The sequence below is a fragment of the Candidatus Competibacter denitrificans Run_A_D11 genome (assembly GCF_001051235.1).
GTDB classification, from domain to species: Bacteria; Pseudomonadota; Gammaproteobacteria; order Competibacterales; family Competibacteraceae; genus Competibacter_A; species Competibacter_A denitrificans.
Genome location: NZ_CBTJ020000020.1, coordinates 64,475 through 84,640, shown reverse-complemented (window position 1 = coordinate 84,640; position 20,166 = coordinate 64,475). Strand labels below are relative to the sequence as shown.

General features: G+C 56.0%; 21 protein-coding genes and 1 pseudogene. 2 read left to right on the top strand and 20 right to left on the bottom strand.

The annotated features are described in order from the left end of the window. Positions 1-11 precede the first annotated feature (11 nt). The 11 genes from BN873_RS02540 to BN873_RS02490 all read right to left on the bottom strand — a co-directional run bounded on the left by BN873_RS02540 (position 12) and on the right by BN873_RS02490 (position 11,889). Positions 12-2,474, bottom strand: coding sequence for a heavy metal translocating P-type ATPase (locus BN873_RS02540; protein ID WP_048670404.1), 2,463 nt, complete (start codon positions 2,472-2,474; stop codon positions 12-14). 23 nt (positions 2,475-2,497) lie between these two features. Next, on the bottom strand, positions 2,498-3,292 hold the full coding sequence (locus tag BN873_RS02535) for a FixH family protein (protein WP_048670403.1): 795 nt from the start codon (positions 3,290-3,292) through the stop codon (positions 2,498-2,500). Beyond that, entirely contained in the window at positions 3,292-4,713 is a 1,422-nt protein-coding gene (gene ccoG, locus BN873_RS02530) for a cytochrome c oxidase accessory protein CcoG (RefSeq protein WP_048670402.1), read from the bottom strand. Before ccoG ends, BN873_RS02535 begins: the two co-directional genes overlap by 1 nt. Before the next feature lie 217 nt (positions 4,714-4,930). After that, positions 4,931-5,887 (bottom strand): cytochrome-c oxidase, cbb3-type subunit III, encoded by a 957-nt coding sequence (gene ccoP / locus BN873_RS02525; protein WP_048670401.1) that lies wholly within the window; start codon positions 5,885-5,887, stop codon positions 4,931-4,933. Continuing rightward, the gene (locus BN873_RS02520) at positions 5,880-6,110 is read right to left on the bottom strand and encodes a cbb3-type cytochrome c oxidase subunit 3 (RefSeq protein WP_048670400.1); all 231 of its coding nucleotides are present in this window, start codon (positions 6,108-6,110) and stop codon (positions 5,880-5,882) included. The genes ccoP and BN873_RS02520 overlap by 8 nt, the downstream gene beginning before the upstream one ends. 44 nt (positions 6,111-6,154) lie before the next feature. Beyond that, positions 6,155-6,889 (bottom strand): cytochrome-c oxidase, cbb3-type subunit II, encoded by a 735-nt coding sequence (gene ccoO / locus BN873_RS02515; RefSeq protein ID WP_048670399.1) that lies wholly within the window; start codon positions 6,887-6,889, stop codon positions 6,155-6,157. Between the two features lie 29 nt (positions 6,890-6,918). Next, a complete protein-coding gene (gene ccoN / locus BN873_RS02510) occupies positions 6,919-8,367 on the bottom strand; it encodes a cytochrome-c oxidase, cbb3-type subunit I (protein WP_048670398.1) in 1,449 nt (482 codons plus the stop codon). Between the two features lie 217 nt (positions 8,368-8,584). After that, the gene (cyoE, locus tag BN873_RS02505; protein ID WP_048670397.1) at positions 8,585-9,499 is read right to left on the bottom strand and encodes a heme o synthase; all 915 of its coding nucleotides are present in this window, start codon (positions 9,497-9,499) and stop codon (positions 8,585-8,587) included. Further along, positions 9,499-10,515, bottom strand: a complete 1,017-nt coding sequence (locus BN873_RS02500; RefSeq protein ID WP_048670396.1) for a COX15/CtaA family protein — start codon at positions 10,513-10,515, stop codon at positions 9,499-9,501. Before BN873_RS02500 ends, cyoE begins: the two co-directional genes overlap by 1 nt. Further along, positions 10,512-11,075 (bottom strand): SCO family protein, encoded by a 564-nt coding sequence (locus BN873_RS02495; protein WP_048670395.1) that lies wholly within the window; start codon positions 11,073-11,075, stop codon positions 10,512-10,514. Before BN873_RS02495 ends, BN873_RS02500 begins: the two co-directional genes overlap by 4 nt. Before the next feature lie 67 nt (positions 11,076-11,142). Then, positions 11,143-11,889 carry an SURF1 family protein gene (locus BN873_RS02490; protein WP_048670394.1) on the bottom strand — a complete coding sequence of 249 codons (747 nt, stop codon included), beginning with the start codon at positions 11,887-11,889 and terminating at the stop codon, positions 11,143-11,145. A gap of 87 nt (positions 11,890-11,976) precedes the next feature. Here BN873_RS02490 and BN873_RS02485 point away from each other — a divergent pair, with 87 nt between their 5' ends. After that, positions 11,977-12,177 (top strand): twin transmembrane helix small protein, encoded by a 201-nt coding sequence (locus BN873_RS02485; protein WP_374727150.1) that lies wholly within the window; start codon positions 11,977-11,979, stop codon positions 12,175-12,177. 2 nt (positions 12,178-12,179) lie between these two features. Here BN873_RS02485 and BN873_RS02480 read toward each other — a convergent pair whose 3' ends face one another. From BN873_RS02480 to BN873_RS02445, 9 genes and pseudogenes are all read right to left on the bottom strand, one after another. Further along, positions 12,180-13,055: a cytochrome c oxidase subunit 3 gene (locus tag BN873_RS02480; RefSeq protein WP_048670392.1), complete on the bottom strand. Its 876-nt coding sequence runs from the start codon at positions 13,053-13,055 to the stop codon at positions 12,180-12,182. A 61-nt stretch (positions 13,056-13,116) separates the two neighbouring features. Next, on the bottom strand, positions 13,117-13,665 hold the full coding sequence (locus tag BN873_RS02475; RefSeq protein ID WP_048670391.1) for a cytochrome c oxidase assembly protein: 549 nt from the start codon (positions 13,663-13,665) through the stop codon (positions 13,117-13,119). Further along, positions 13,665-13,799 (bottom strand): hypothetical protein, encoded by a 135-nt coding sequence (locus tag BN873_RS21120; protein ID WP_277921583.1) that lies wholly within the window; start codon positions 13,797-13,799, stop codon positions 13,665-13,667. The genes BN873_RS02475 and BN873_RS21120 overlap by 1 nt, the downstream gene beginning before the upstream one ends. Positions 13,800-13,819: 20 nt before the next feature. Then, complete coding sequence (gene ctaD, locus BN873_RS02470) at positions 13,820-15,412, bottom strand: cytochrome c oxidase subunit I (RefSeq protein WP_048670390.1); 1,593 nt, start codon at positions 15,410-15,412, stop codon at positions 13,820-13,822. Between the two features lie 71 nt (positions 15,413-15,483). Beyond that, positions 15,484-16,209 (bottom strand): annotated as a pseudogene (coxB, locus tag BN873_RS02465) (cytochrome c oxidase subunit II); the annotation flags it as partial. 171 nt (positions 16,210-16,380) lie between these two features. Further along, positions 16,381-16,872: a DUF2244 domain-containing protein gene (locus BN873_RS02460; protein ID WP_071243968.1), complete on the bottom strand. Its 492-nt coding sequence runs from the start codon at positions 16,870-16,872 to the stop codon at positions 16,381-16,383. Positions 16,873-17,006: 134 nt separating this feature from the next. Then, a complete protein-coding gene (gene bioC, locus BN873_RS02455) occupies positions 17,007-17,906 on the bottom strand; it encodes a malonyl-ACP O-methyltransferase BioC (protein WP_048670388.1) in 900 nt (299 codons plus the stop codon). Continuing rightward, positions 17,899-18,723 (bottom strand): pimeloyl-ACP methyl ester esterase BioH, encoded by an 825-nt coding sequence (gene bioH, locus BN873_RS02450; protein ID WP_139031634.1) that lies wholly within the window; start codon positions 18,721-18,723, stop codon positions 17,899-17,901. Before bioH ends, bioC begins: the two co-directional genes overlap by 8 nt. 31 nt (positions 18,724-18,754) lie before the next feature. After that, the gene (locus BN873_RS02445; RefSeq protein WP_048670386.1) at positions 18,755-19,186 is read right to left on the bottom strand and encodes a hypothetical protein; all 432 of its coding nucleotides are present in this window, start codon (positions 19,184-19,186) and stop codon (positions 18,755-18,757) included. Positions 19,187-19,286: 100 nt separating this feature from the next. Here BN873_RS02445 and BN873_RS02440 point away from each other — a divergent pair, with 100 nt between their 5' ends. Further along, positions 19,287-19,997, top strand: a complete 711-nt coding sequence (locus BN873_RS02440) for a ComF family protein (RefSeq protein WP_071243966.1) — start codon at positions 19,287-19,289, stop codon at positions 19,995-19,997. The last annotated feature ends 169 nt before the right edge of the window (positions 19,998-20,166 follow it).

The following is a 20,166-nucleotide window of genomic DNA, read 5'->3' as shown; positions in this document are numbered from 1 at the left end:
TCGCTTTCGCCTTAAGCTTGCCGCAGTCGCAGCGCATTCAGCACAACCAGTAGGGAACTCAATGACATGCCAAGGGCTGACATCCAGGGTGTCAGCCAACCACCGGCGGCCAGTGGCAGTGCGATCACATTGTAACCGATAGCCCAGGCGAAGTTCTGGCGCATAACCACGAGCGTCTTCCGTGCCATATCGACCCCGCAGACCAGATGCGCCAGCCGCTCGGACAGCAGAACCATGTCAGCCGTGGCATGGGCAAGCTGAGTGCCTCCGCCCATCGCCAGTGAGACTTGAGCCGCCGCCAGTACCGGCGCATCGTTGATCCCATCCCCGACCATGGCGACTACTTTGCCCGCGTGTTGCAGCGTTCGCAGCCGTTTCAGTTTATCTTGCGGCGACATACCGCCAAAGGCGTGGTCGATGCCCACTATCTGGGCAACATGGGCGACGACCGCTGGCCGATCACCGCTGAGCAACTCGACCGTTAACCCTCGGCGTTGCAGGGCCGCCACCGCTTCCGCCGCACCGGGCCGCAACCCGTCAGCCAAGCCAAACCAAGCCAATACCCCAGAGTCACTGGCCAGTGCAACCCAGGTGCCGGCAGAATCATGATCGCTTCGCTCGTCCAGCGGTTTTCCGGTCAAGTCCGCGACAAATTCAGCCCGCCCCAAGCGATATCGCCGGCCATCAATCCACCCTTCGACACCGCTGCCCGGGGTGTTGCGCAATCCTGTCACATCAGGCAAAGCCGAGCCGGCGGCTTCAGCCAGCGCCCGGCCAACAGGATGCTCGGACCCGCGTTCCAACGCACCGGCCAGGATCAGACAGTCGTGGGGCAATCGATTATCGGTCGGCTCCACCGCGACAATATGCGGTCGGCCATAGGTCAAGGTGCCCGTCTTATCAAAAATCAAATGGTTGGCACGGGCTAAAGTTTCCAATGCATGACCGCGAGTGGTCAACAAACCGAGCCGGGTTAGGGCACCGGTAGACGCCACAATCGCGGTTGGGGTGGCCAGAGACAGCGCGCACGGGCAGGTGACGACCAGCACCGCTAAGGTAATACGAAACGCGGTGTCGAAATCGCGCAGAGACCACCAAGAGCACAAGACGATCAACGCCACTATCAATAAGGCGGCGACAAACCAAGCAGCAATCCGGTCGGCCAATAGGGCCAGACGGGGTTTCTCGCCCTGGGCACGCTCCAGCAAGCGCACGATGCCTGAAAGGACGGTATCCGAACCGATCTTTTCGATTCGTATGAGCAGAGGGCTTTCCACGTTGACCGCGCCGCCGATCAGCGTGTCGCCCACGACACGCGCCAACGGCAGACTTTCCCCAGTCAACAGCGACTCATCGACGCTGCTGGCGCCCTCTTCAATCTGACCATCCGCCGGAATGATCTCGCCTGGCCGCACCAACACCCGATCACCGGGATTCAATTCGGCCACGGGGACGACCTGTTCGCTGCCGTCAGCTTCCATCCGGTTAGCCGTCGCCGGTAACATCCGCACCAAGGCTTCGGAAATCTGTCCGGCCCGATGGCGAGCGGCCATTTCCAGAAAGCGGCCGGCGAGCAGAAAAAACACGAACATCGTCACCGAGTCGTAGTAGACCTCGCCACCGCCCTGCCAGGTATACCAAACGCTGGCCACAAATGCCGCCACGATAGCCAAGCTGACCGGCACATCCATCCCGAGCTGTCGCCGCCGCAGATCGCGTTCGGCCGCGACGTAAAACGGTTGGGCGGCATAGACGACGACGGGCACGGTCAAAATCAGGCAAGTCCAGCGCAAGAATTGCCGAATCCATTCCTCCATGCCTTGATAATCACCGGCATACAGGCCCACTGCCAGCATCATGACCTGCATCGAGCCAAGCCCCGCCACCGCTAAACGCCGCAGGGCTACCGCACGCTCGCGTTTCTGGGCTACTTCCTGGCGACGAGCATCAAACGGGTGGGCCAGATAGCCGATGGCTGAGATGGCGGCCAGAATTTCACTGAGCCGGATTTGACGCTCATCCCAGCGGACACGGGCGCGGTGATTGGAATAATTCACCCGGAATTCCAACACCCCCGGCAACTGCGTGACATGCCGTTCATTCAACCAAACGCAGGCTGCACAAACGATCCCTTCCATCATCAAAGCGGCATCACGCACATGCTCACTTTCGACGCGCACGAAATCCTTTTGCAGATCCGGTCGGTCGTACAGCTCCAACCCGCGCAGTTGTTCAGGAATCAACTGCTCACCACGCCGCGCTGGCGTGCTGCGATGCCGATAAAATTCCGTCAAACCGGCAGCGACGATAGCTTCTGCGACCGCCTCACAGCCATGGCAACACATCGGCTCACGCCGACCCTCGATCAACGTGGCGTAGCGCGCGCCAGGCGGCACCGGTAAGCCGCAGTGAAAACAGCTCGTTGCAGCAGGCGCTGAATCCTGCTGGGTCAGCGGCTCGGTGGAAAGAGGCACCAGGGTTCGCTCGTCGGCCTGGGCTAGCGACCCAAAATCTCGGTGACAGCGCGAACTTCGTGTATATCTTCGCCTCTGCGGACACGCAGCACCAGATTCCAACGGCCGGCCAGCGGCAGGGTTACTGTCGATTGATAGAGACCAGGCTCTGTTTCAGTGAGCTTAAACGGCATATCCCGCTTGCTATCGGATGGGCGCAGAAACTCACCGCCAGCTTCTGCCTCCGTCACTGGCTGGCCCTCACGAGTTTGTACCGCGACCCGAAAAACGGTTGGCACATCGACCAGCGGCTCATTGAGCCAGCCTTTCCGCACTTGCCAGCCTCGTTGCCTTTGCGCTTCCACCTGTTGCAGATAATCGTTGTACAACGCTTCTTTTTTCTGAAAATCGTGAGAAATGACGCCAGGAAATACCGAGGTGACCTCTCGGCCACTGCTAGTGGCGGGAAACAGCCAACGGCTGAGAGAGGGTGTGATCCCCCGTTCGGCCACGATAGCGAACAGCGCTCCCGAAACTGCCACGAGCACGAAAAACCCACTGATCACAGCCGGCCCCCAGTGCAACGCTTCATTTCGGCCATTGGCACGGAACAGTATCCCGCAGCCCAGCGATGTCAGCAAAAAGATGGCAAGATGCAGTGCAAAACGGTCACCACCCGGCCAACGGAGAATCGCATAGGGCACATAGAGTCCGACGGTCACCAATGCGACAAGCGTAGCGGCGTAATTGGCACTCTTACCCCCAAAGCGAACCAATAGCCAATTGGCTAGCAGAATCAGCACCACACCGCCCAAAAGGCCGAGCCATGTTTCACTCATCAGTCGGTTTCCGGCCGCGAAAACGGCACTTCACGGCGGATCGGATCGGCGGTGACTCCCGCCACCGGTTGAATGACAAACGTGATGGAGTCGATCTCTTCGTCCACGCCGGTCGGGTCGGGTGGAACCTGAACACGCGCCACTAACTTAATACGCCCCTGCGGCTCCAGCTCAATTCGCTCCATCCCTTCCATATCTAAAATCGCCGACGATGTACCTTCGATACCGATGCCCATGGTCAGCGGTGCGGTCAGCTTATTATTCAACTTGATCTCATAGGTATTGCGGATGCTGCCATCGGTCAGTTGTGAGTAGAGCGGTTGGCGGATTTGCTCGACCGTCGCTGTGTACAGTGCCCTTGTTGAAATGCTCCACGTCAAAATACCTACAGCCGCCGTCAGGATCACACCATAGCCAACCGTTTTGGGCTTAAGCAGTGTCGTCTTCCGACCATTGAGGGCGTTTTCGGACGTATAGCCGACCAGACCACGCGGCCAGTGCAAATTATCCATGATCGTGTCACAGGCATCGATGCACAGCGCACAGGAAATACACTGATATTGCAGGCCCTTACGGATATCGATACCCACCGGACAGACTTGGACGCAATAGCCGCACTCAATGCAATCGCCGACGCCCTGGGCTTGGCGTTCCTCGCGCAGTTTCAGGCCCTTACCAAGATGAGCGCGCCCACGCGCACCCTCCCCTCGCGCTGTGTCATACGAGACGATGAGCGTGTCATGATCAAACATGGCACTCTGAAAGCGGGCATAGGGGCACATATAGGTGCAAACCTGCTCGCGCGCCAAGCCAGCCATGACGAAGGTCGTTGCCGTTAAGAATAAGGTGGTGAAATAGGCCGGATACGGCGCCCGCCCCAGAAGGGTATCAACCACCAGCGTCGGTGCGTCGGTCCAATACATGGTAAAGGTCAGGCCGGTCCAGAACGCCACCAGCAACCACACGGCATACGTCCCTCCTTTCTTGATGATTTTTTCTCGATTCCACGGCCCTTTATCGAGCCGCATCCGCGCCGGCCGCTCCCCCTGCAACCAATGCTCAATCATAATAAACAGATCTGTCCAAAGGGTCTGGAAACAGAAATAACCACACCAAACCCGTCCGGCCAATCCGGTGACAAAAAACAGCAAAATAGCAAAGATAATCAATGCACCCGCTAACCAGAAAATATCCTGAACCTGGATGGTCAAACCGAAAATGTAAAAATGCCGCCCCGGTAAATCGTAGAGCACCGCTTGATCGGGCGCGTTGAGCCGCTCCCAACGTAACCAAGGCAGCAGATAGTAAATGAGGTAAGCCAGCACCAACATGCCGGTTTTAAGGTTGCGAAACCGTCCTTTGACCGAGCGTGGATAAATTTGAATGCGCTTTTGATAAAGCGGCGCTGTTTCTTCGGACATGATCCACCTGCGTGGTAGAAGTGGCGTAGAACGCTCGTGCTGGCTGCTTTGCAAAAGATCAACGATGAGGATTGATGGCCGTCATCTGATCAGTTTGCCGATTCGATCAAAGGCAACGGATCAAGCAGACCACTAGGCAAAGCCCAAAAACGGCTCACCCCCCGGTACGGGGGGTGAATGCCGAAAGCGGGTAATGCTCGGCAGCCGATCCGAAGCCCTATTTGGTGCCGCCCAATTGATGGACGTAAACCGCCAGCAGCTTGATGTCGTCATCTTGCAGGCGCCCCTTCCAAAACGGCATGATCCGCGTGTTGCTCACGCCGTTGGCGACCAGGGTCTTGAGCAAATTCTTTTTATCTTGCAGGGCTTTCTGGGCAGGCAGGTTGATCACGGTCCAGATCTTATCCGTCAAGTTGGCCGATCCTTGCGACGCTAGGCCCTTGGCGTCGGCCCCGTGGCAGTAATAGCAACCGCCGACTTGGCCCTGAAAAATTTCCTTGCCCCGCTCGGAGGCGTCGCTCGGCCGAGTTTCAGCCGATAAGGTCAGTACGTACTCGGCTACATCGTCCACCTGTTCCGGTTTCAGGACTTGCCCGAAAGCGGGCATAAAACCGTTGCGGCCCTGAAGCAGGGTCTGGTGAATCTGCGCCATGCTACCTCCCCAAAGCCAGTCATCGTCGGTGAGATTGGGATACAACCCGACCACCCCTTCACCACCACGACCATGACAGGCAGCGCAGTTATCGCCGAACAGCCCTTTACCGACCGAACGGGCGAATTCCATCATTTTGGGGTCCTTGACAATCTCATCAAAGCTCGCTGCTCGCACTTTGGCCAGCATCGCTTTGCGCTGCGCATTGTTGGCAGCATTGTCAAGATCTTCAAGCAGTAACGAACGAGTATTCCAGCGATACTCTTGGGGCTTTTCCTTACCGGTGGCTTTATCGACCACGGTGTAACTGACCGTCCCAAACCCTTTGAGCCATGTTTGCCCCACGGGCCAGGAAGGATAAATAAACCAATAGATCACTGAGAAGACGACCGTGCCGTAAAAGCACCATAGCCACCAACGGGGCAACGGATTGTTGTATTCCTGTAGATCGCCATCCCAGGCATGGCCGGTGGTCTGTACCGCACCGGGTCCTTGTTGTTTGTTTTGCGTGTTTTCACTCATTGTCCATCACCTTACGGGATTGGGATTGATGCCCGGACGGCGAATTGTCAAGTTGGGGCGGTTCGTCGTCGAACGGGATGTACTTGTAGGACTCTAGCCGCCGGGCGCGCTGCTTCCCGGTGAACAGATAAATCAGGATGCCGCAGAAGGCTCCAAAAAACAGCACCAGCGCCAAAGGTTTGGAATTCTCCATCTGGGTAAACCACAACAACCAGTCGAACATTCGGAGAGGCTCCAACCAAGCCCCCGCAAGTGGGGGCGAGGCTCTTAGCGGAACTTGGCGAAATAACCTTCTTCGTACTTGGTGAAATCCACCATAGTCCCCAGCACTTGCAGGTAAGCCACCAACGCTTCCATTTCCGTCACCCGATTAGGGAGACCGTCGAAATTCTTGTCACGGGCCTGTTTTAAGAGGCTTTCCTGCCCTTGACTGATATCAAGCTGGTCGGCGATGTCCTTACCAAAGCGTTTGACGTTGGCGTCGTACTCTTGCTGGACTAGCGAATACGGAACCCCTGTGGCCCGTAGGGCGCGCATCCTGGCCCCAACATCGCTGTAATCCAGATCGTTTTCCAACAACCACGGATAGCGTGGCATGATCGATTGGGGTACCACGGACTGCGGGTTTTTCAGATGCTGTACTTGCCACTGGTTGGAGTATTTACCGCCTACCCGTGCCAAGTCGGGGCCGGTGCGCCTGGACCCCCACTGGAAAGGATGATCGTACTGCGACTCCGCTGCGAGCGAGTAATGGCCATAACGTAACCACTCATCTCGAAAGGGCCTGATCATCTGCGAATGGCACAAGTAACAGCCCTCGCGGACATAAATATCACGGCCTCGCATCTCCAAGGGTGTGTACGGGCGAACGCCGTCCACCTTTTCAATGGTGTCATTGATGTAAAACAACGGGACGATTTCCACCAAGCCACCGATACTGATCACGACCAGGATCAGCAGGAGCATGAGGGCGGAATTAGTTTCAATGTGTTCGTGTCGCATGATTACTGGATCTCCCCTAAGCCGCTGTTTTAGGCTTTCGCCAGTTTAGCGGCCAGCTTCGCTTCCAAAGCGGCCTGCTCACTGCGGGATGCCCGCGCCGTCATCACCATGTTGTAGGCCATCACCAGCGCACCGACGACGAAGAAGGCGCCGCCCAAGGCACGCCAGACGTATGGGGTGTGCATGAACTCGACAGTTTCGATGAAGGTGTAAGCGAGATTGCCGTAATCGTCGAAGCCCCGCAGCATCAGACCTTGACCGATGCCCGCAACCCACATGGAGGTGATGTAGAGCACGATACCAATGGTCGCCAGCCAAAAATGCACATAAACCAAGGTCTTGCTATACAGTTTGGTCTGATACAAACGTGGGATCAGGTGATAGAAGGAACCGAAACTCACGAGCGCCACCCAACCCAACGCACCAGAATGCACATGGCCGATGGTCCAGTCGGTGTAATGTGACAGCGCGTTGACGCTCTTGAGGGACATCAATGGCCCCTCAAAGGTGGACATCCCGTAGAACGATAATGAGGTGATCAAAAACAGCATGATCGGATCAGAACGCAGTTTGTCCCACGCACCCGAAAGGGTCATGATGCCGTTGATCATGCCGCCCCACGACGGCATCAACAACAGGATGGAAAAGGTAGCGGCCAGCGTGGAAACCCAGTCAGGCAGCGCTGTCCAGTGGAGGTGGTGGCCACCAGCCCACATGTAGAGGAAGATCAGTGCCCAGAAGTGAATGATGGATAGCCGGTAGGAGTAAACCGGCCGGCCCGCCTGCTTCGGCACGAAATAGTACATCATGCCGAGAAAAGCCGCTGTCAGGAAAAAGCCCACCGCATTATGGCCGTACCACCATTGAGTCATGGCATCCTGGACGCCAGCGAATAGGCTATAGGATTTCGTCAAGCTAACCGGTACTGCCAGGTTATTAAAAATGTGCAAGAGGGCGACCGCAAGCAAAAAAGCCATGAAAAACCAGTTAGCTACATAAATATGCGGCTGGCTACGGCGGCGCACAGTTTCCACATAGACCACGATGTAGCATACCCAGACCAAGGTGATGGCAATGTCCAGCGGCCATTCAAACTCTGCATATTCCCTGCCCTGCGAAAAACCGGCCATATAGGTGATAACACCCAGTGCGACGCCAGCGGTCCAGCCCCAGAAGGTGAACTCCGCCAACCAAGGGAACGCCAAACGGGCTTGGCAGGTGCGCTGCACGATGTAATAGGCGGTCGCAAATAGCGCGCTACCCCCAAAACCAAAAACGACCAAGCTGGTATGCACAGGGCGCAACCGACCGAAGGTCAGAGCGGGGATATCGAAATTCAGAAACGGCCACGCCAACTCGCAGGCGATATAGAGGCCGACCGACATGCCGAGCACGCCATACACCATGGCGACGATCATAAATTTTCGAACGATATCGAAATTATATTGCTCGACCGGCAACGCTGAGCTTTGGGCCATATCCGAGTCTCCTTAGCAAAGCAAAAGGGAGGAGTTTTTTAATTGTTTTCCGCCGGCTGACAACGGGAAAGGAAAACGCGCCCGGGCGTGCCTGGACGACGATTTATTCTACTAATATTCGACGGGTTTTCTCAATCAGCATTAGCTAATATTATGCAGGACAGGAAGCGCGCTCAGCTTTGCAGTGATTTTCATGAGAAATAATAAAAAGAATGGGTTACAAATTTTCCAACCAGCGAATTGCGTAATGATCGAGCATCAGCGCAGCAAACAGACCAAATAGATAGACGATGGAAAACCCGAAAGTCGGCATGGCTAAACGGTTATCCCCGGTTGCGTACAAACGGACGGCAAAGCTCAAAAACCGTAGCCCCAGCAAAACGGCACCCATCAGATAAAGCCAACTGCTCATGCCAGTCAAAAACGGCAACAGGGTCACCAGAAACAACAAGATAGTATACAGCAAGATGTGCAGCCGCGTGAAGCCGACGCCATGCGTCACCGGCAGCATTGGAATGTCAGCATTCGCATAATCGTGGCGACGATGGATGGCCAGCGCCCAAAAATGGGGTGGGGTCCATACGTAAATGATCAAAAACAACAGGAGCGCTCCGGAGTCCACATGGCCGGTTACCGCCGTCCACCCCAGCAGGGGAGGTGCCGCGCCCGCCGCGCCACCGATGACGATGTTCTGCGGCGTGGCCCGCTTGAGAAATAGCGTATAGATAACTGCATAGCCGATCAAAGAGGCAAAGGTCAGCACGGCGGTGAGCGCATTGGTAAAGGCCAACAGCAACCCGAAACCGCACACGCCGATAATCACGGCGAATCCTAGAACCTGCCACGATTCCAGATGCCCGCTGGGCAAAGGCCGATGCTGGGTACGAACCATCACTGCATCGACCTTACGGTCCACCAAGTGGTTGATGGCGGCGGCGGACCCGGCCATCAGCGCGATGCCGAGTGAGCCAAACAAGAGGATCTCCCAAGGCACCATCCCCGGGGTGGCCAGCAGCATACCGACCATCGCGGTAAAGGTGATCAAAGCCACCACGCGAGGTTTGGTCAATTCCAGATAGTCTCGGCCATGGCGATGCCAGCCGGCACGCAGAGTCTGGAGAGCGGCGCTCATCATGTGTCCATCACCGGTCGTAGCAGGTGGTTGAGGGTCACCACCGCAAGCAGTAGCAACGCCGCACCGCCATTGTGCGCGACAGCGACCGGTAGCGGCAGGTATAAAAGCACGTTAGCGATCCCTAAAGCCACCTGGATGATCAGCAGCACGGCTAAAGCCAGCCCGGCGAAGCGGACGGCTCGGTTCGTGCCAGCAGTCAGTAGGCGCCCGCTCAGCCAGCCCAGATAAAGAAAGGCGACTAAGGCGCCTAGCCGGTGGAGCCAATGCACCGTCATACGGGCCTCATTGGTCAATACACCGCCCTCATAGGAAACTCCAAGGCCCCGCCACAACGTCAATGCCTCGCTAAAATCCGTTGGTGGCCACCAATGGCCCTGGCAGGTGGGAAAATCCGGGCAGGCTAAAGCCGCATAGTTGGCGCTGGTCCAGCCACCCAACGCAATTTGACAGACCAATAACACCAGGCCCATTAGCGCATAACCACGCATCGAACGGTCATTGCCAGCCGTTGCGTCTTGCCCGTAGCGGCCGTGGCGCAGCACCAACCAGGCCAGCAAACTCAAGGTTGCCAGGCCACCCAACAGATGGGACATCACCACCACCGGCTTTAACTGCCAAGTAACCGTCCACATGCCTAGCACGGCTTGAAAGAGGATCAACGCCAACAAGCACAACGGCAAAACAACCGGTTGGCCGTGCGTAAAACGCTTTCGCCAAGCCAAAACCGCTAGCGACAAAATCAACACCCCTAAGCCACCAGCGAAATAACGGTGAACCATCTCTTTCCAGGCTTTGGCGGGTTCGAGCGGACGGTGCGGATAACTTTGATTAGCCTCAGCAATTTGATGGGCCTGATCGGGAACCGCCAACCGGCCGTAGCAACCAGGCCAATCCGGGCAACCCAAACCCGCATCCGACAAACGGACATAAGCCCCTAAGACGACCACAACAAAGGTCAGGGCTAACGCCACCCACGCCAAGCGATGAAATAACGTGTTGCGGAGTGGGATCATCCGATTTTCGACCATTTCAAAAGCCGCTGGAGATCTTTGAGCAAGCCACGCGGCTCGACATCGATTTTATAGCGCATCAGCAGATTGCCCAGTGGGTCCAACACATATATCCAATCACCAACCTGCCCCGGCTGGCGGAAAGCATCCAGCAAAGCAGTCTGCGTCACGGGGCCAGCCACGCCAACGGTCATGGTCGGATGCTCGGCGCCAAGCCAACGCCGAAACTCAACCTCCGGTTGACCATTCAACAGCAATAGCGTCTGCACCCGGGACATATCTTTCCCTAAAGCCAGCCGTACTTGTCGGATATCGTACAAACCGGTACGGCAACGCTGATCACAGGCTGCCGCTGAACCCACATAGGCCAGAACCCAGCGCCCCCGCAATCCGGCGCCATCGGATGGCTTCCCTTCCGGTAAAACCAGTCGCAACTCCACTGGACGAGCGGGGTCCAGCAATTCCCCGTGTTGGACCGATCCAGTGGGTCGCCAATGCCCAACCAGCAGCCATGCCGTCGCTAACGGCACGGCGAAGCAGGCGATAATCAACAATAGAGCCAAACGCGGTCGCCATATAGCAGGGATCGCAGAAGGCATAACAGACGCTAAATTGAAGGCCATATCATCGTTAAAGTGATTTGGGACGAGGGAACCGCTCTGTATTAGCCGCAACATAAAGCATGATCAATGCAGCGGCCAAGGCGAACCATTGCACGGCATAACCCCGATGCCGCTCCGGGCCGCTTCCCCCAAAGCGGGGCTGCCAATCACGGCCATACCCGGCGGGTGACTCCGGGTCAAGCAGAATCATCGCAGGCTGCAACGAATAGCCCAACAGCTCAGCCAGCTCTTGATAAGTGACATAAGGCAGGATGCGAGGCCACGTCTGATTACCGCCGGTCGCCTCACCCCACCGCAAACCGGGATTAGCGGGTTGTCCCAGCCAGCCGGTCACCGCAACGCTCTCCTCACGGATCATGATATCGGGCAGGGCTTGACGCGATGTGCCGAGCGGTAGCCAACCTCGGTTAATCAGTATCGCTGTCCCCTCGCGGGGATGTAAAGGGGTCAGTACGTGATAACCCGGCTGGCTATCATGCACTTGGTTATCAAGCAAGAACTGGTGTCGGCTATCGTAGCAGCCAATCACCGACACGCGGCGGTATCGGTTGGCTGGGTCGGAGGCGTCGATCTCCTGCAAGGCAACCGGAGGCTGCTGAAAGCGTTCGGCGAACGCCTCTTGTAGCTGGGCCTTTTGTCGCGCCCGATCCAACTGCCAAAAACCCAGCGCCAGCAAGAAGGGCAACACCAATAACACGCCGACCGTAGATGCTCGTCCAGGCCGGAACAGCCAGTCACCAAATCGGATATACACTATGCCTTTCGCCAAACGCCCAACCCATCACATCGCTCCCGACTGGATTATACTGAGAGCGTCCTTGTTCACCGCCGGAAGCCACTGATGTTCAAGATTGTCGTCATCGTCCTACTCCTGATGATTCTCGCAAGTTTAGGCTCAGGGTTGTTTTTTCTGATCAACGACCGAGGAAAAAACCGGCGTACAGTCAAAGCCTTGACTTTCAGGATCGGCCTTTCCGTGGCCTTGTTTCTGCTCCTCATGCTGGCCTATGCGGCTGGCCTGATCAAGCCGCACGGCATATAGCCTTACATCCAGTAGACGAAGATAAACAGGCCCAGCCACACCACGTCCACGAAATGCCAATACCAAGCGGCTGCTTCAAAGGCAAAATGGCGCTCCAGCGTAAAATGGCCGGCCATGCTGCGAAATAAAATTACCGTTAGGATGATCGCGCCGATGGTGACATGCAAGCCGTGGAAGCCGGTCAGCATGAAGAACGTGGAACCGTAAATACCGCTGCCCAAGGTCAGGTTCAGGTGTTTGTAAGCCTCATGGTATTCAGTGGCTTGCAGAAATAAGAACAGGATGCCCAAGGCGACAGTCGCCGCCAGCCATTTGATGAGCTTCGGCCGATTGCCTTCAATTAAACCCCAGTGTGCCAGCGTGATGGTCACGCCGCTGCTGAGCAGGATCAGCGTGTTGAGAGCCGGCAACCCCCATGCGTGCATAGGCGCGAAGAAACCACCAATATCGGCCGGACCATTGGTGGGCCAATCCGCTTCGTATTTGGGCCAGAGCATCCCGTGTGTCACCAGTCCATGATCGGATTCTCCACCCAACCAGGGAACCGAATAGCTGCGTGCATAAAACAGCGCACCGAAAAAGGCTGCAAAGAACATCACCTCCGAGAAGATAAACCAGATCATTCCCCACCGGAACGACCGATCCACCTGATCGCTGTACATGCCTTTCTCGCCTTCGCGGATCACCGTGCCGAACCAGCCGAAAATGGTGATCAACAGCAAGGTTAAGCCCAGCAGCAATATCCCCTTGCTACCGCCATTCAGTAGAGTGGCACCCCCATACATGAGGATGAAAAGGCTGATTGAGGCCACGATAGGCCAGTGACTGTGATGTGGCACATAATAGTGATCTGTTGGCGCATGTTCCGCGTGCGTCATGAAATTTCTCCTCGCTGGCTGGTCTGGATGGTGGCGGGCGCAAAGCCGTTAAGACAGGACTTCAACTGCCCGCATTATCGATTCTGAAGAAAGTATAGGACAGAGTGACGGTACGCACGTCAGCCGGCAGATTCGGATCGATGCGGAACGTAACCGGCATTTCCTTGCCTTCGTTGGCCTGAAAGAGCTGGCGATTGAAACAAAAACATTCGATCTTTTGAAAATGCGAGGCTGCCAACCCTGGCGAAACACTGGGGATGGCCTGTCCGGTCATGGGCTGGTCGGCCAAATTCTTGGCCCAGAAATGGGTCTGGTAGAACTGGCCGGGATGCACCTGCATCCGAGCGACTTTAGGGGCAAATTCCCACGGCGCTCCGATATTCAGGCTGGCGACAAACTCCACCGTTACCGTGCGCGATTCATCCACCTTGACTGCTTCTACCACCTCCACGCGGCCACCGGTTTTACCGTTGAGGCCGGTGATTTTACAAAGCACATCGTAAAACGGAATCAGCAGAAACCCAAAGGCAAACATACCCACAGTCAGCAGCACTAAACGCCGCACCAACCGCTTGTTAGCATTAGCTGTTGTTTCAGGATTTGCGATCATTAGCGCCACGCCATCATCATGATGAAGCCGAAGTAAATGGCTACAGCCACCATCACCAAGAGAAACACCAAGCGCCGCGCCCGGACGGCACGCTGGTCTGGCGGCGTCCAAGCTGCGGGCTTAGGTTCAGTCATGACTATCGAACTGCCGTCTGTCATCTGATCTCAGGGGCAGTGGTGAAGGTGTGATAAGCCGGGGGTGAACTTAAGGTCCACTCTAAACCATCCGCCCCTTCCCAAACCTTATCCGTCGCTTTTGCGCCACCCCGAATGGTCTTGATGACGTTATAGGCAAACAGCAGTTGCGAGAAACCAAACATAAACGCACCGACAGTTGACATCATATTAAATTCGGTGAATTGCAGCGCGTAATCGGGAATGCGGCGCGGCATTCCGGCCAGCCCTAAAAAATGCTGTGGGAAAAACAACACGTTAACACCGATAGTCGATAGCCAGAAATGCCACTGCCCTAGTTTCTCGTCATACATGTGGCCGGTCCATTTCGGCAACCAGTAGTAAGCCGCCGCCATGATCGAGAACACCGCGCCTGGCACCAAGACATAGTGGAAATGCGCTACTACGAAATAGGTGTCCTGATACTGGAAATCGGCCGGCGCCATGGCCAGCATCAACCCGGAAAAACCGCCAATGGTGAACAGGACCACGAAGGCAATGGCAAACAGCATGGGCGTTTCAAAGGTCATCGCACCGCGCCACATGGTCGAAATCCAGTTGAACACCTTCACGCCAGTCGGCACCGCGATCAGCATGGTCGCATACATGAAAAACAACTCGCCGGCCAGCGGCATACCGACCGTAAACATGTGGTGCGCCCAGACGATGAAGGACAAAAACGCGATGGACGCCGTGGCGTACACCATCGACGCATAGCCGAACAAGGGCTTACGGGCGAAGGTCGGAATGATCATGGAAATGATCCCGAACGCCGGCAGGATCATAATATAGACCTCGGGGTGGCCGAAGAACCAGAAAATGTGCTGGAACATCACCGGATCACCACCACCGCCGGCGTTGAAGAAGGATGTCCCAAAGAATTTGTCAGTCAACAGCATGGTGACCGACCCGGCCAACACCGGCATCACCGCGATCAGCAGATAGGCGGTAATCAGCCAAGTCCATACGAACATCGGCATCTTCATCAAGGTCATGCCGGGAGCGCGCAGATTGAGAATGGTGGCGATAATATTGATCGCCCCCATGATGGAGGAAGCGCCCATCATGTGAACGGCCAGGATAACGAATGGGAAAGCATCCCCCGTCTGCAACACCAACGGCGGATATAGCGTCCATCCGCCCGCTGGACCGCCACCCGGCAAAAACAAGGTGGACAGCAATAGCGTAAAAGCGAACGGCATGATCCAGAATGACCAATTGTTCATGCGCGGCAACGCCATGTCCGGTGCGCCGATCATCATCGGCACCAACCAGTTGGCCAGGCCGACGAATGCCGGCATCACTGCGCCGAAAATCATCACCAGCGCGTGCATGGTGGTCATTTGGTTGAAGAAGTCGGGATTGACGATCTGCAAACCCGGCTGGAACAGTTCGGCGCGAATCACCAAAGCCATCGAACCGCCGACAAAAAACATCAACAGCGAAAATAACAGATATAACGTGCCGATATCTTTATGATTGGTCGTGTAAATCCAGCGAGTCAAACCGCGCGGCGGGCCATGATCGTGACCGTGGTCCTCAGCGTGGTCGTGAGCGTGTGATGCGGTGCTCATAGAGTTTGGCCTCCAGCAATTTTGACAGTCGAGTTGTCGTCATTCGCAGTTTTTGGATTCGGCTTGTTCTTGGCCTGCATTTGGGCAAGCCATTCTTTGAATTCGGCTTCCGGTACGGCCTTGACCACAATCGGCATATAGCCGTGATCCTTACCGCACAATTCAGCGCATTGGCCGCGGTAGATTCCCGGCTTTTCGATCAACGTCCAACTCTCGTTGATAAAACCAGGGATGGCGTCTTTCTTCCAGCCCAATTCCGGCACCCACCAGGAATGAATGACATCAGCGGCGGTTGTCAGAATTCGGACCTTTTTGCCGACCGGTACGACCATGGGGTTATCCACTTCCAAGAGATAATGTTCCCCCTTGGGAGCGGTATTACGGATTTGGGCGGTTGGGGTGGAAAGCACACTCAAAAAACCGACGTTCTGGTCAAGATAGTCATATTGCCAGCGCCATTGATAACCTGTGACTTTGATGGTCAGCTCCGCTTCTCGGCTATCATACATTTTGACCAGGGTTTTGGTGGCCGGCACCGCCATGCCGATCAGGATCAGCATCGGAACCACCGTCCATACGATCTCCACCAGGGTACTCTCATGAAATTGAGCCGGCACCGCGCCACGCGATTTGCGGTGATGGAAAATCGACCAGAACATCACGCCAAACACCCCAATCGCGATCACCACGCAAATCCAGAAGATGAGCATGTGCAGATCGTAAACTTCCCGGCTAACAGCGGTGACACCCTGAGGCATGTTCAACCCCAGTTCAGCGCGTGCGCCCGCACCCCACATCAAGAATGGTGCAGCGGCCAAACCTGTGGCGCCCCATTTGGTAAATCGAGTGATTGCCATACCCCTCCTCTCCCGACAGTTTGGTCGCGCCTTAAGGCCAAGACGCCAAATAAAATTAAAATAAAAATCAGTCAACTCAATGGCCGCCGGGGTCTCAAATCCCCAGTCGGACTAAGGTTCAAAGACCTGCCCACGAAGACAATGTGTCAAATCCTGGGCAAGTTTTTTACGTTCTTCCTCGACTAAAAATCGACCCACTTCCACGGCATGGCCATGAGCGTGAATCAACAAACGGCTTGGATACCACCGGTGCGGACACGCGCGTAAAACGACCTGTGCCCAAGCGCGCCCTATCACCCAGCGTTGGCGAGGACCACGGCGGCCTCGCTCAATGCGAATACTGTCCGCTGCAACGCAGATCACCTCGCATTCGTGGCAGCGACACATCACGCGATAGAGTCCAGCGCCGACCAATAGCAGTTCCAAACCCGCAAACGGCAATACCGGCCAAAAGCCCATCGCGACCAATGGGGCTATCCCAATGAGCGTTACAGCGCACAAACCAGCCAAAAACCAAAGATTTTGCCGCCACGATAGCGAACGATTGGGGCGTAGTACATAACAAAATTGACATTCTTTCGTGCCATACTCGATTGCGATCATGACCTGAAAGCCCCATCGTCTGCCTTGCCTATTTAACAAGTAGCGGTAGACGGGAAACTTGTCAATACCCTTTAATATAACTAAGGTTTTATTTGGCGGCGTTAACAGGTAGCGATTGGTTACAAGGCCAAAATTTACCGGCTCTTCCGTAAGCCTTGCCGTAAGCGGTCCAAGGAAAAAACGGCAACTCCACTCTCGCGCGAATGGCCCTGTTCCGCCGATGGTCCCCAAGCGTGTCCATAAATCACCTCGCAGGTCACCGGTAATAATCCATCGGGGCGACGCAATTTCTCATAGGCGGCCCGCACCGCTCGCCAGCGAGCTTGGCCGGTCAGACCTCGTGACCGGTTAGTGATCACATTCGAAGCACCCAAATCCTTTAAATCACGCAATAAACCATCAACCTGCGGATAGGTTAAAGTGAGCCGTTCGACATCCATCACCGGGCCAGACAAACCCGCTCGCACCAGGCTATCACCGATATCATGCAGGTCCAGAAACGCATTGACGTGACTGTGGCTATCGGCCATCCGCCAACTCTGCCGCAGCTCGCTTAACGTATCTGGCCCAAGCGTACTAAAGAACAGAACTCCGCCCGGTTTGAGCACTCGGCGAAATTCGGTGAATACCGGTGCCAAGTCAGCACTCCATTGCAAGAGCAGGTTGGAAAAAATCAAATCACAACTGGCGTTTGCCAATGGCAGCGATTCTGGTTCTCCCACCACCCCATGCAAGCTCCGCAGCCACGGCGCACGCTTACGCGCTGCAACGACCAAAGCCGATGCTAGATCGAAACCGATGACGTGCGCCCGCCGATACTTCTTGAACAAAAGCGTCGTGATGGCACCAGTGCCACAGCCGAGATCCAAGATAACGGCGGGTTTAAGATCGATCAACTCCAGCCGCTCCAACAGCCGTTTACCGACCTCGCGTTGCACTACCGCCGCACGGTCATAATGGAGAACCGCTCGCTGGAGCGCTTGTCGCAATAAAGCGCGATCAACCGCAAAAACCAAACGCTCCGCATCACCCATTGAGAAACGCCCGAAGTTCAGCGTTAAAAACCGGTAGATGGGAGAAAAACGGCGCGTGCCCGGCCCGTTCGAGCACTCGTAATCGCACATCCGGCCTGTGCGCCACTAATGCCTGTCCCGCCTCGACAGGAACCAGTTGATCGCGCTCCCCCATCAGCAACAAAATCGGGCAGACAATCCGCCCCCAATCGGGTCGCAAGTCGGTACTTTCCAAAATTTGCAAGCCATCTTCCAGTGCCGAGAGCGCCGGCTCACCATGCTGAAACAGCATAGCCTTTAACTGTTGCAATTGAGCGCTAGCCCGTTCGCTGCCATAAACTTCCAAAGCAATAAAGCGTTTGAGCACGGCGCGATAATCCCGACGCAGATCCTCGGCAAACTGGCGCAAAACGGGCAGAGCAACGGCATGTGGCCAATCGGCGCGCTGCGCAAAACAGGGAGTGCTATTCGTCAAGATGAGGTGGCTGACCCGCTGCGGCGCAGTGACCGCGAGACGCTGCGCGATCAGTCCACCCAACGACCAACCGACCCAAGCGGCGGGTGTCGGTACTACGGCCGCCATCGCCGAACACAGATCATCGAGTGTGTGTCGGCCCTCATACCGCCGACTGAAACCATAGCCGGGCAGATCGACCACAGTCACCCGAAAATCGTCGATCAATCCTTCGGCAACATCTTCCCAAACCCCGGAATGCATCCCCCAGCCATGGACCAACACCACGTCCGAGCCAGTCCCTAGCGTATGGGCATAGAGTGACTGACTGGTGCTATCGTGGGCTGGCGGCCAGGAGGGCTTTGGATTCGAGCGAGCGGTCACGACACTGCGCGCTTGCGATCCAATAAAAAGCTCAAGCCGCCACCGCGCCTGGTAAGGGATGGCCTTCTTCGTCCAACGGAATATCGATCCACTGCTCCCGCTGGATGTTTCGCAAATCGATGATCGACCATGGCACCAGAATCAATAAGGCCGCAGCCCAAGCAATCAGGTACCACATCCAACCATTACCGGGAATGAAGGTTCCTATGACGATAAAAAACCCGGTAACCGCATAGAATCGGGTGGCCGCCCGCTGCGTGTAATAACCGACTTGCGGATTCGGATGGTGGCGATTCATGGCATAGACCATCATCGAGGCGCCAAACCAAAAGATCAACAAGGGAAACGGCAAAAGAATCGCGATGATGTTGCCATAGTTCATCAACGAGGCCGCCCGCTTGGCTGACGACGCCCGCGCAATCTTACCGATAACCGTGTCTTCGCTGGATTCCAAAATATGCATGACCCTACTCTTGCCTGAACGGCGGCTAAAAAAATGGCTATGCTGCTGTGGGAATTTGCATATTCTCCAACCCCTAAAACCTTGTCAACCGGAAACCAACATGATGATACGCAGCGGGTTCCTGGCGCTCCATCACTGGCTGTTGCCGCCCCTGTGTTTGCTCTGCGGCACTGCCGGGGCCAACGGCCGTGACTTATGCGCCGACTGTACTGCGGACTTGCCCAGGAACCACAACCCTTGCTTGGGGTGCGCTTTACCACTCAGTCTTAGCCAAAGCGGGCTGTGCCCACAGTGCCGTTTACAGCCACCTCCCTTTGAGCGCGCCTTCGCGCCGTTGGTTTATCAGCCACCACTTGATTATCTCATCGGCAGCTTGAAATTCGGTGGTCACTTGAGCCACGCTCGGCTTTTAGGCGACTTATTTGCTTTGTCCTTCGTCGAAAGCGGCCTAGCGCCCCCGGATTGCATCATCCCGGTTCCTCTGCATCCGCGACGCCTGCGCGAGAGGGGTTTCAACCAAGCTGTTGAACTGGCGCACGCCATCGCTCGCCAGCACCGAATTCCACTGGTGGTCGATCAGTTGCAGCGCACCCGCCACACCACGCCGCAAACCGACTTGCCGGCCCATCAGCGCCGAACCAACCTGATCGGCGCGTTCACGGTAGGGCCGCAACTCGCCGGAGCGCGGGTTGCTCTGATGGATGATGTCATCACGACCACCAGCACCACCAGCGAATGTGCGCGCACCCTCCGCGCCGCTGGCGTTACCGATATCCAAGTGTGGGCTATTGCCCGAACTGCTGACCCTTGAGAACTGATACGAAATTTGAGAGTGTGCTCTCGCCATTACCTGAGCCACTTTACTCCTACCGCTAAAGTTGCCTCTCAATCTAAAAAGATGATCCACACCTCTCTCGAATTCTGGCGTGCCTTTACTCAACCCGGTATTTTGCAAACCTCTCAACAAACTATTTTGGCTA

Coding starts and splice junctions, on each gene's coding strand:
- BN873_RS02500 (WP_048670396.1), bottom strand. CDS start 10,515: ATGATCCCACTCCGCAACACGTTATTTCATCGCTTGGCGTGGGTGGCG.
- BN873_RS02445 (WP_048670386.1), bottom strand. CDS start 19,186: ATGCATATTTTGGAATCCAGCGAAGACACGGTTATCGGTAAGATTGCG.
- BN873_RS02480 (WP_048670392.1), bottom strand. CDS start 13,055: ATGACGCACGCGGAACATGCGCCAACAGATCACTATTATGTGCCACAT.
- ccoP (WP_048670401.1), bottom strand. CDS start 5,887: ATGAGTGAAAACACGCAAAACAAACAACAAGGACCCGGTGCGGTACAG.
- BN873_RS02520 (WP_048670400.1), bottom strand. CDS start 6,110: ATGTTCGACTGGTTGTTGTGGTTTACCCAGATGGAGAATTCCAAACCT.
- BN873_RS02535 (WP_048670403.1), bottom strand. CDS start 3,292: ATGAGTGAAACATGGCTCGGCCTTTTGGGCGGTGTGGTGCTGATTCTG.
- BN873_RS02460 (WP_071243968.1), bottom strand. CDS start 16,872: ATGATCGCAATCGAGTATGGCACGAAAGAATGTCAATTTTGTTATGTA.
- ccoO (WP_048670399.1), bottom strand. CDS start 6,889: ATGCGACACGAACACATTGAAACTAATTCCGCCCTCATGCTCCTGCTG.
- cyoE (WP_048670397.1), bottom strand. CDS start 9,499: ATGAGCGCCGCTCTCCAGACTCTGCGTGCCGGCTGGCATCGCCATGGC.
- BN873_RS21120 (WP_277921583.1), bottom strand. CDS start 13,799: ATGACTGAACCTAAGCCCGCAGCTTGGACGCCGCCAGACCAGCGTGCC.
- BN873_RS02440 (WP_071243966.1), top strand. CDS start 19,287: ATGATGATACGCAGCGGGTTCCTGGCGCTCCATCACTGGCTGTTGCCG.
- BN873_RS02475 (WP_048670391.1), bottom strand. CDS start 13,665: ATGATCGCAAATCCTGAAACAACAGCTAATGCTAACAAGCGGTTGGTG.
- bioC (WP_048670388.1), bottom strand. CDS start 17,906: ATGGGTGATGCGGAGCGTTTGGTTTTTGCGGTTGATCGCGCTTTATTG.
- ccoG (WP_048670402.1), bottom strand. CDS start 4,713: ATGTCCGAAGAAACAGCGCCGCTTTATCAAAAGCGCATTCAAATTTAT.
- BN873_RS02485 (WP_374727150.1), top strand. CDS start 11,977: ATGTTCAAGATTGTCGTCATCGTCCTACTCCTGATGATTCTCGCAAGT.
- ccoN (WP_048670398.1), bottom strand. CDS start 8,367: ATGGCCCAAAGCTCAGCGTTGCCGGTCGAGCAATATAATTTCGATATC.
- ctaD (WP_048670390.1), bottom strand. CDS start 15,412: ATGAGCACCGCATCACACGCTCACGACCACGCTGAGGACCACGGTCAC.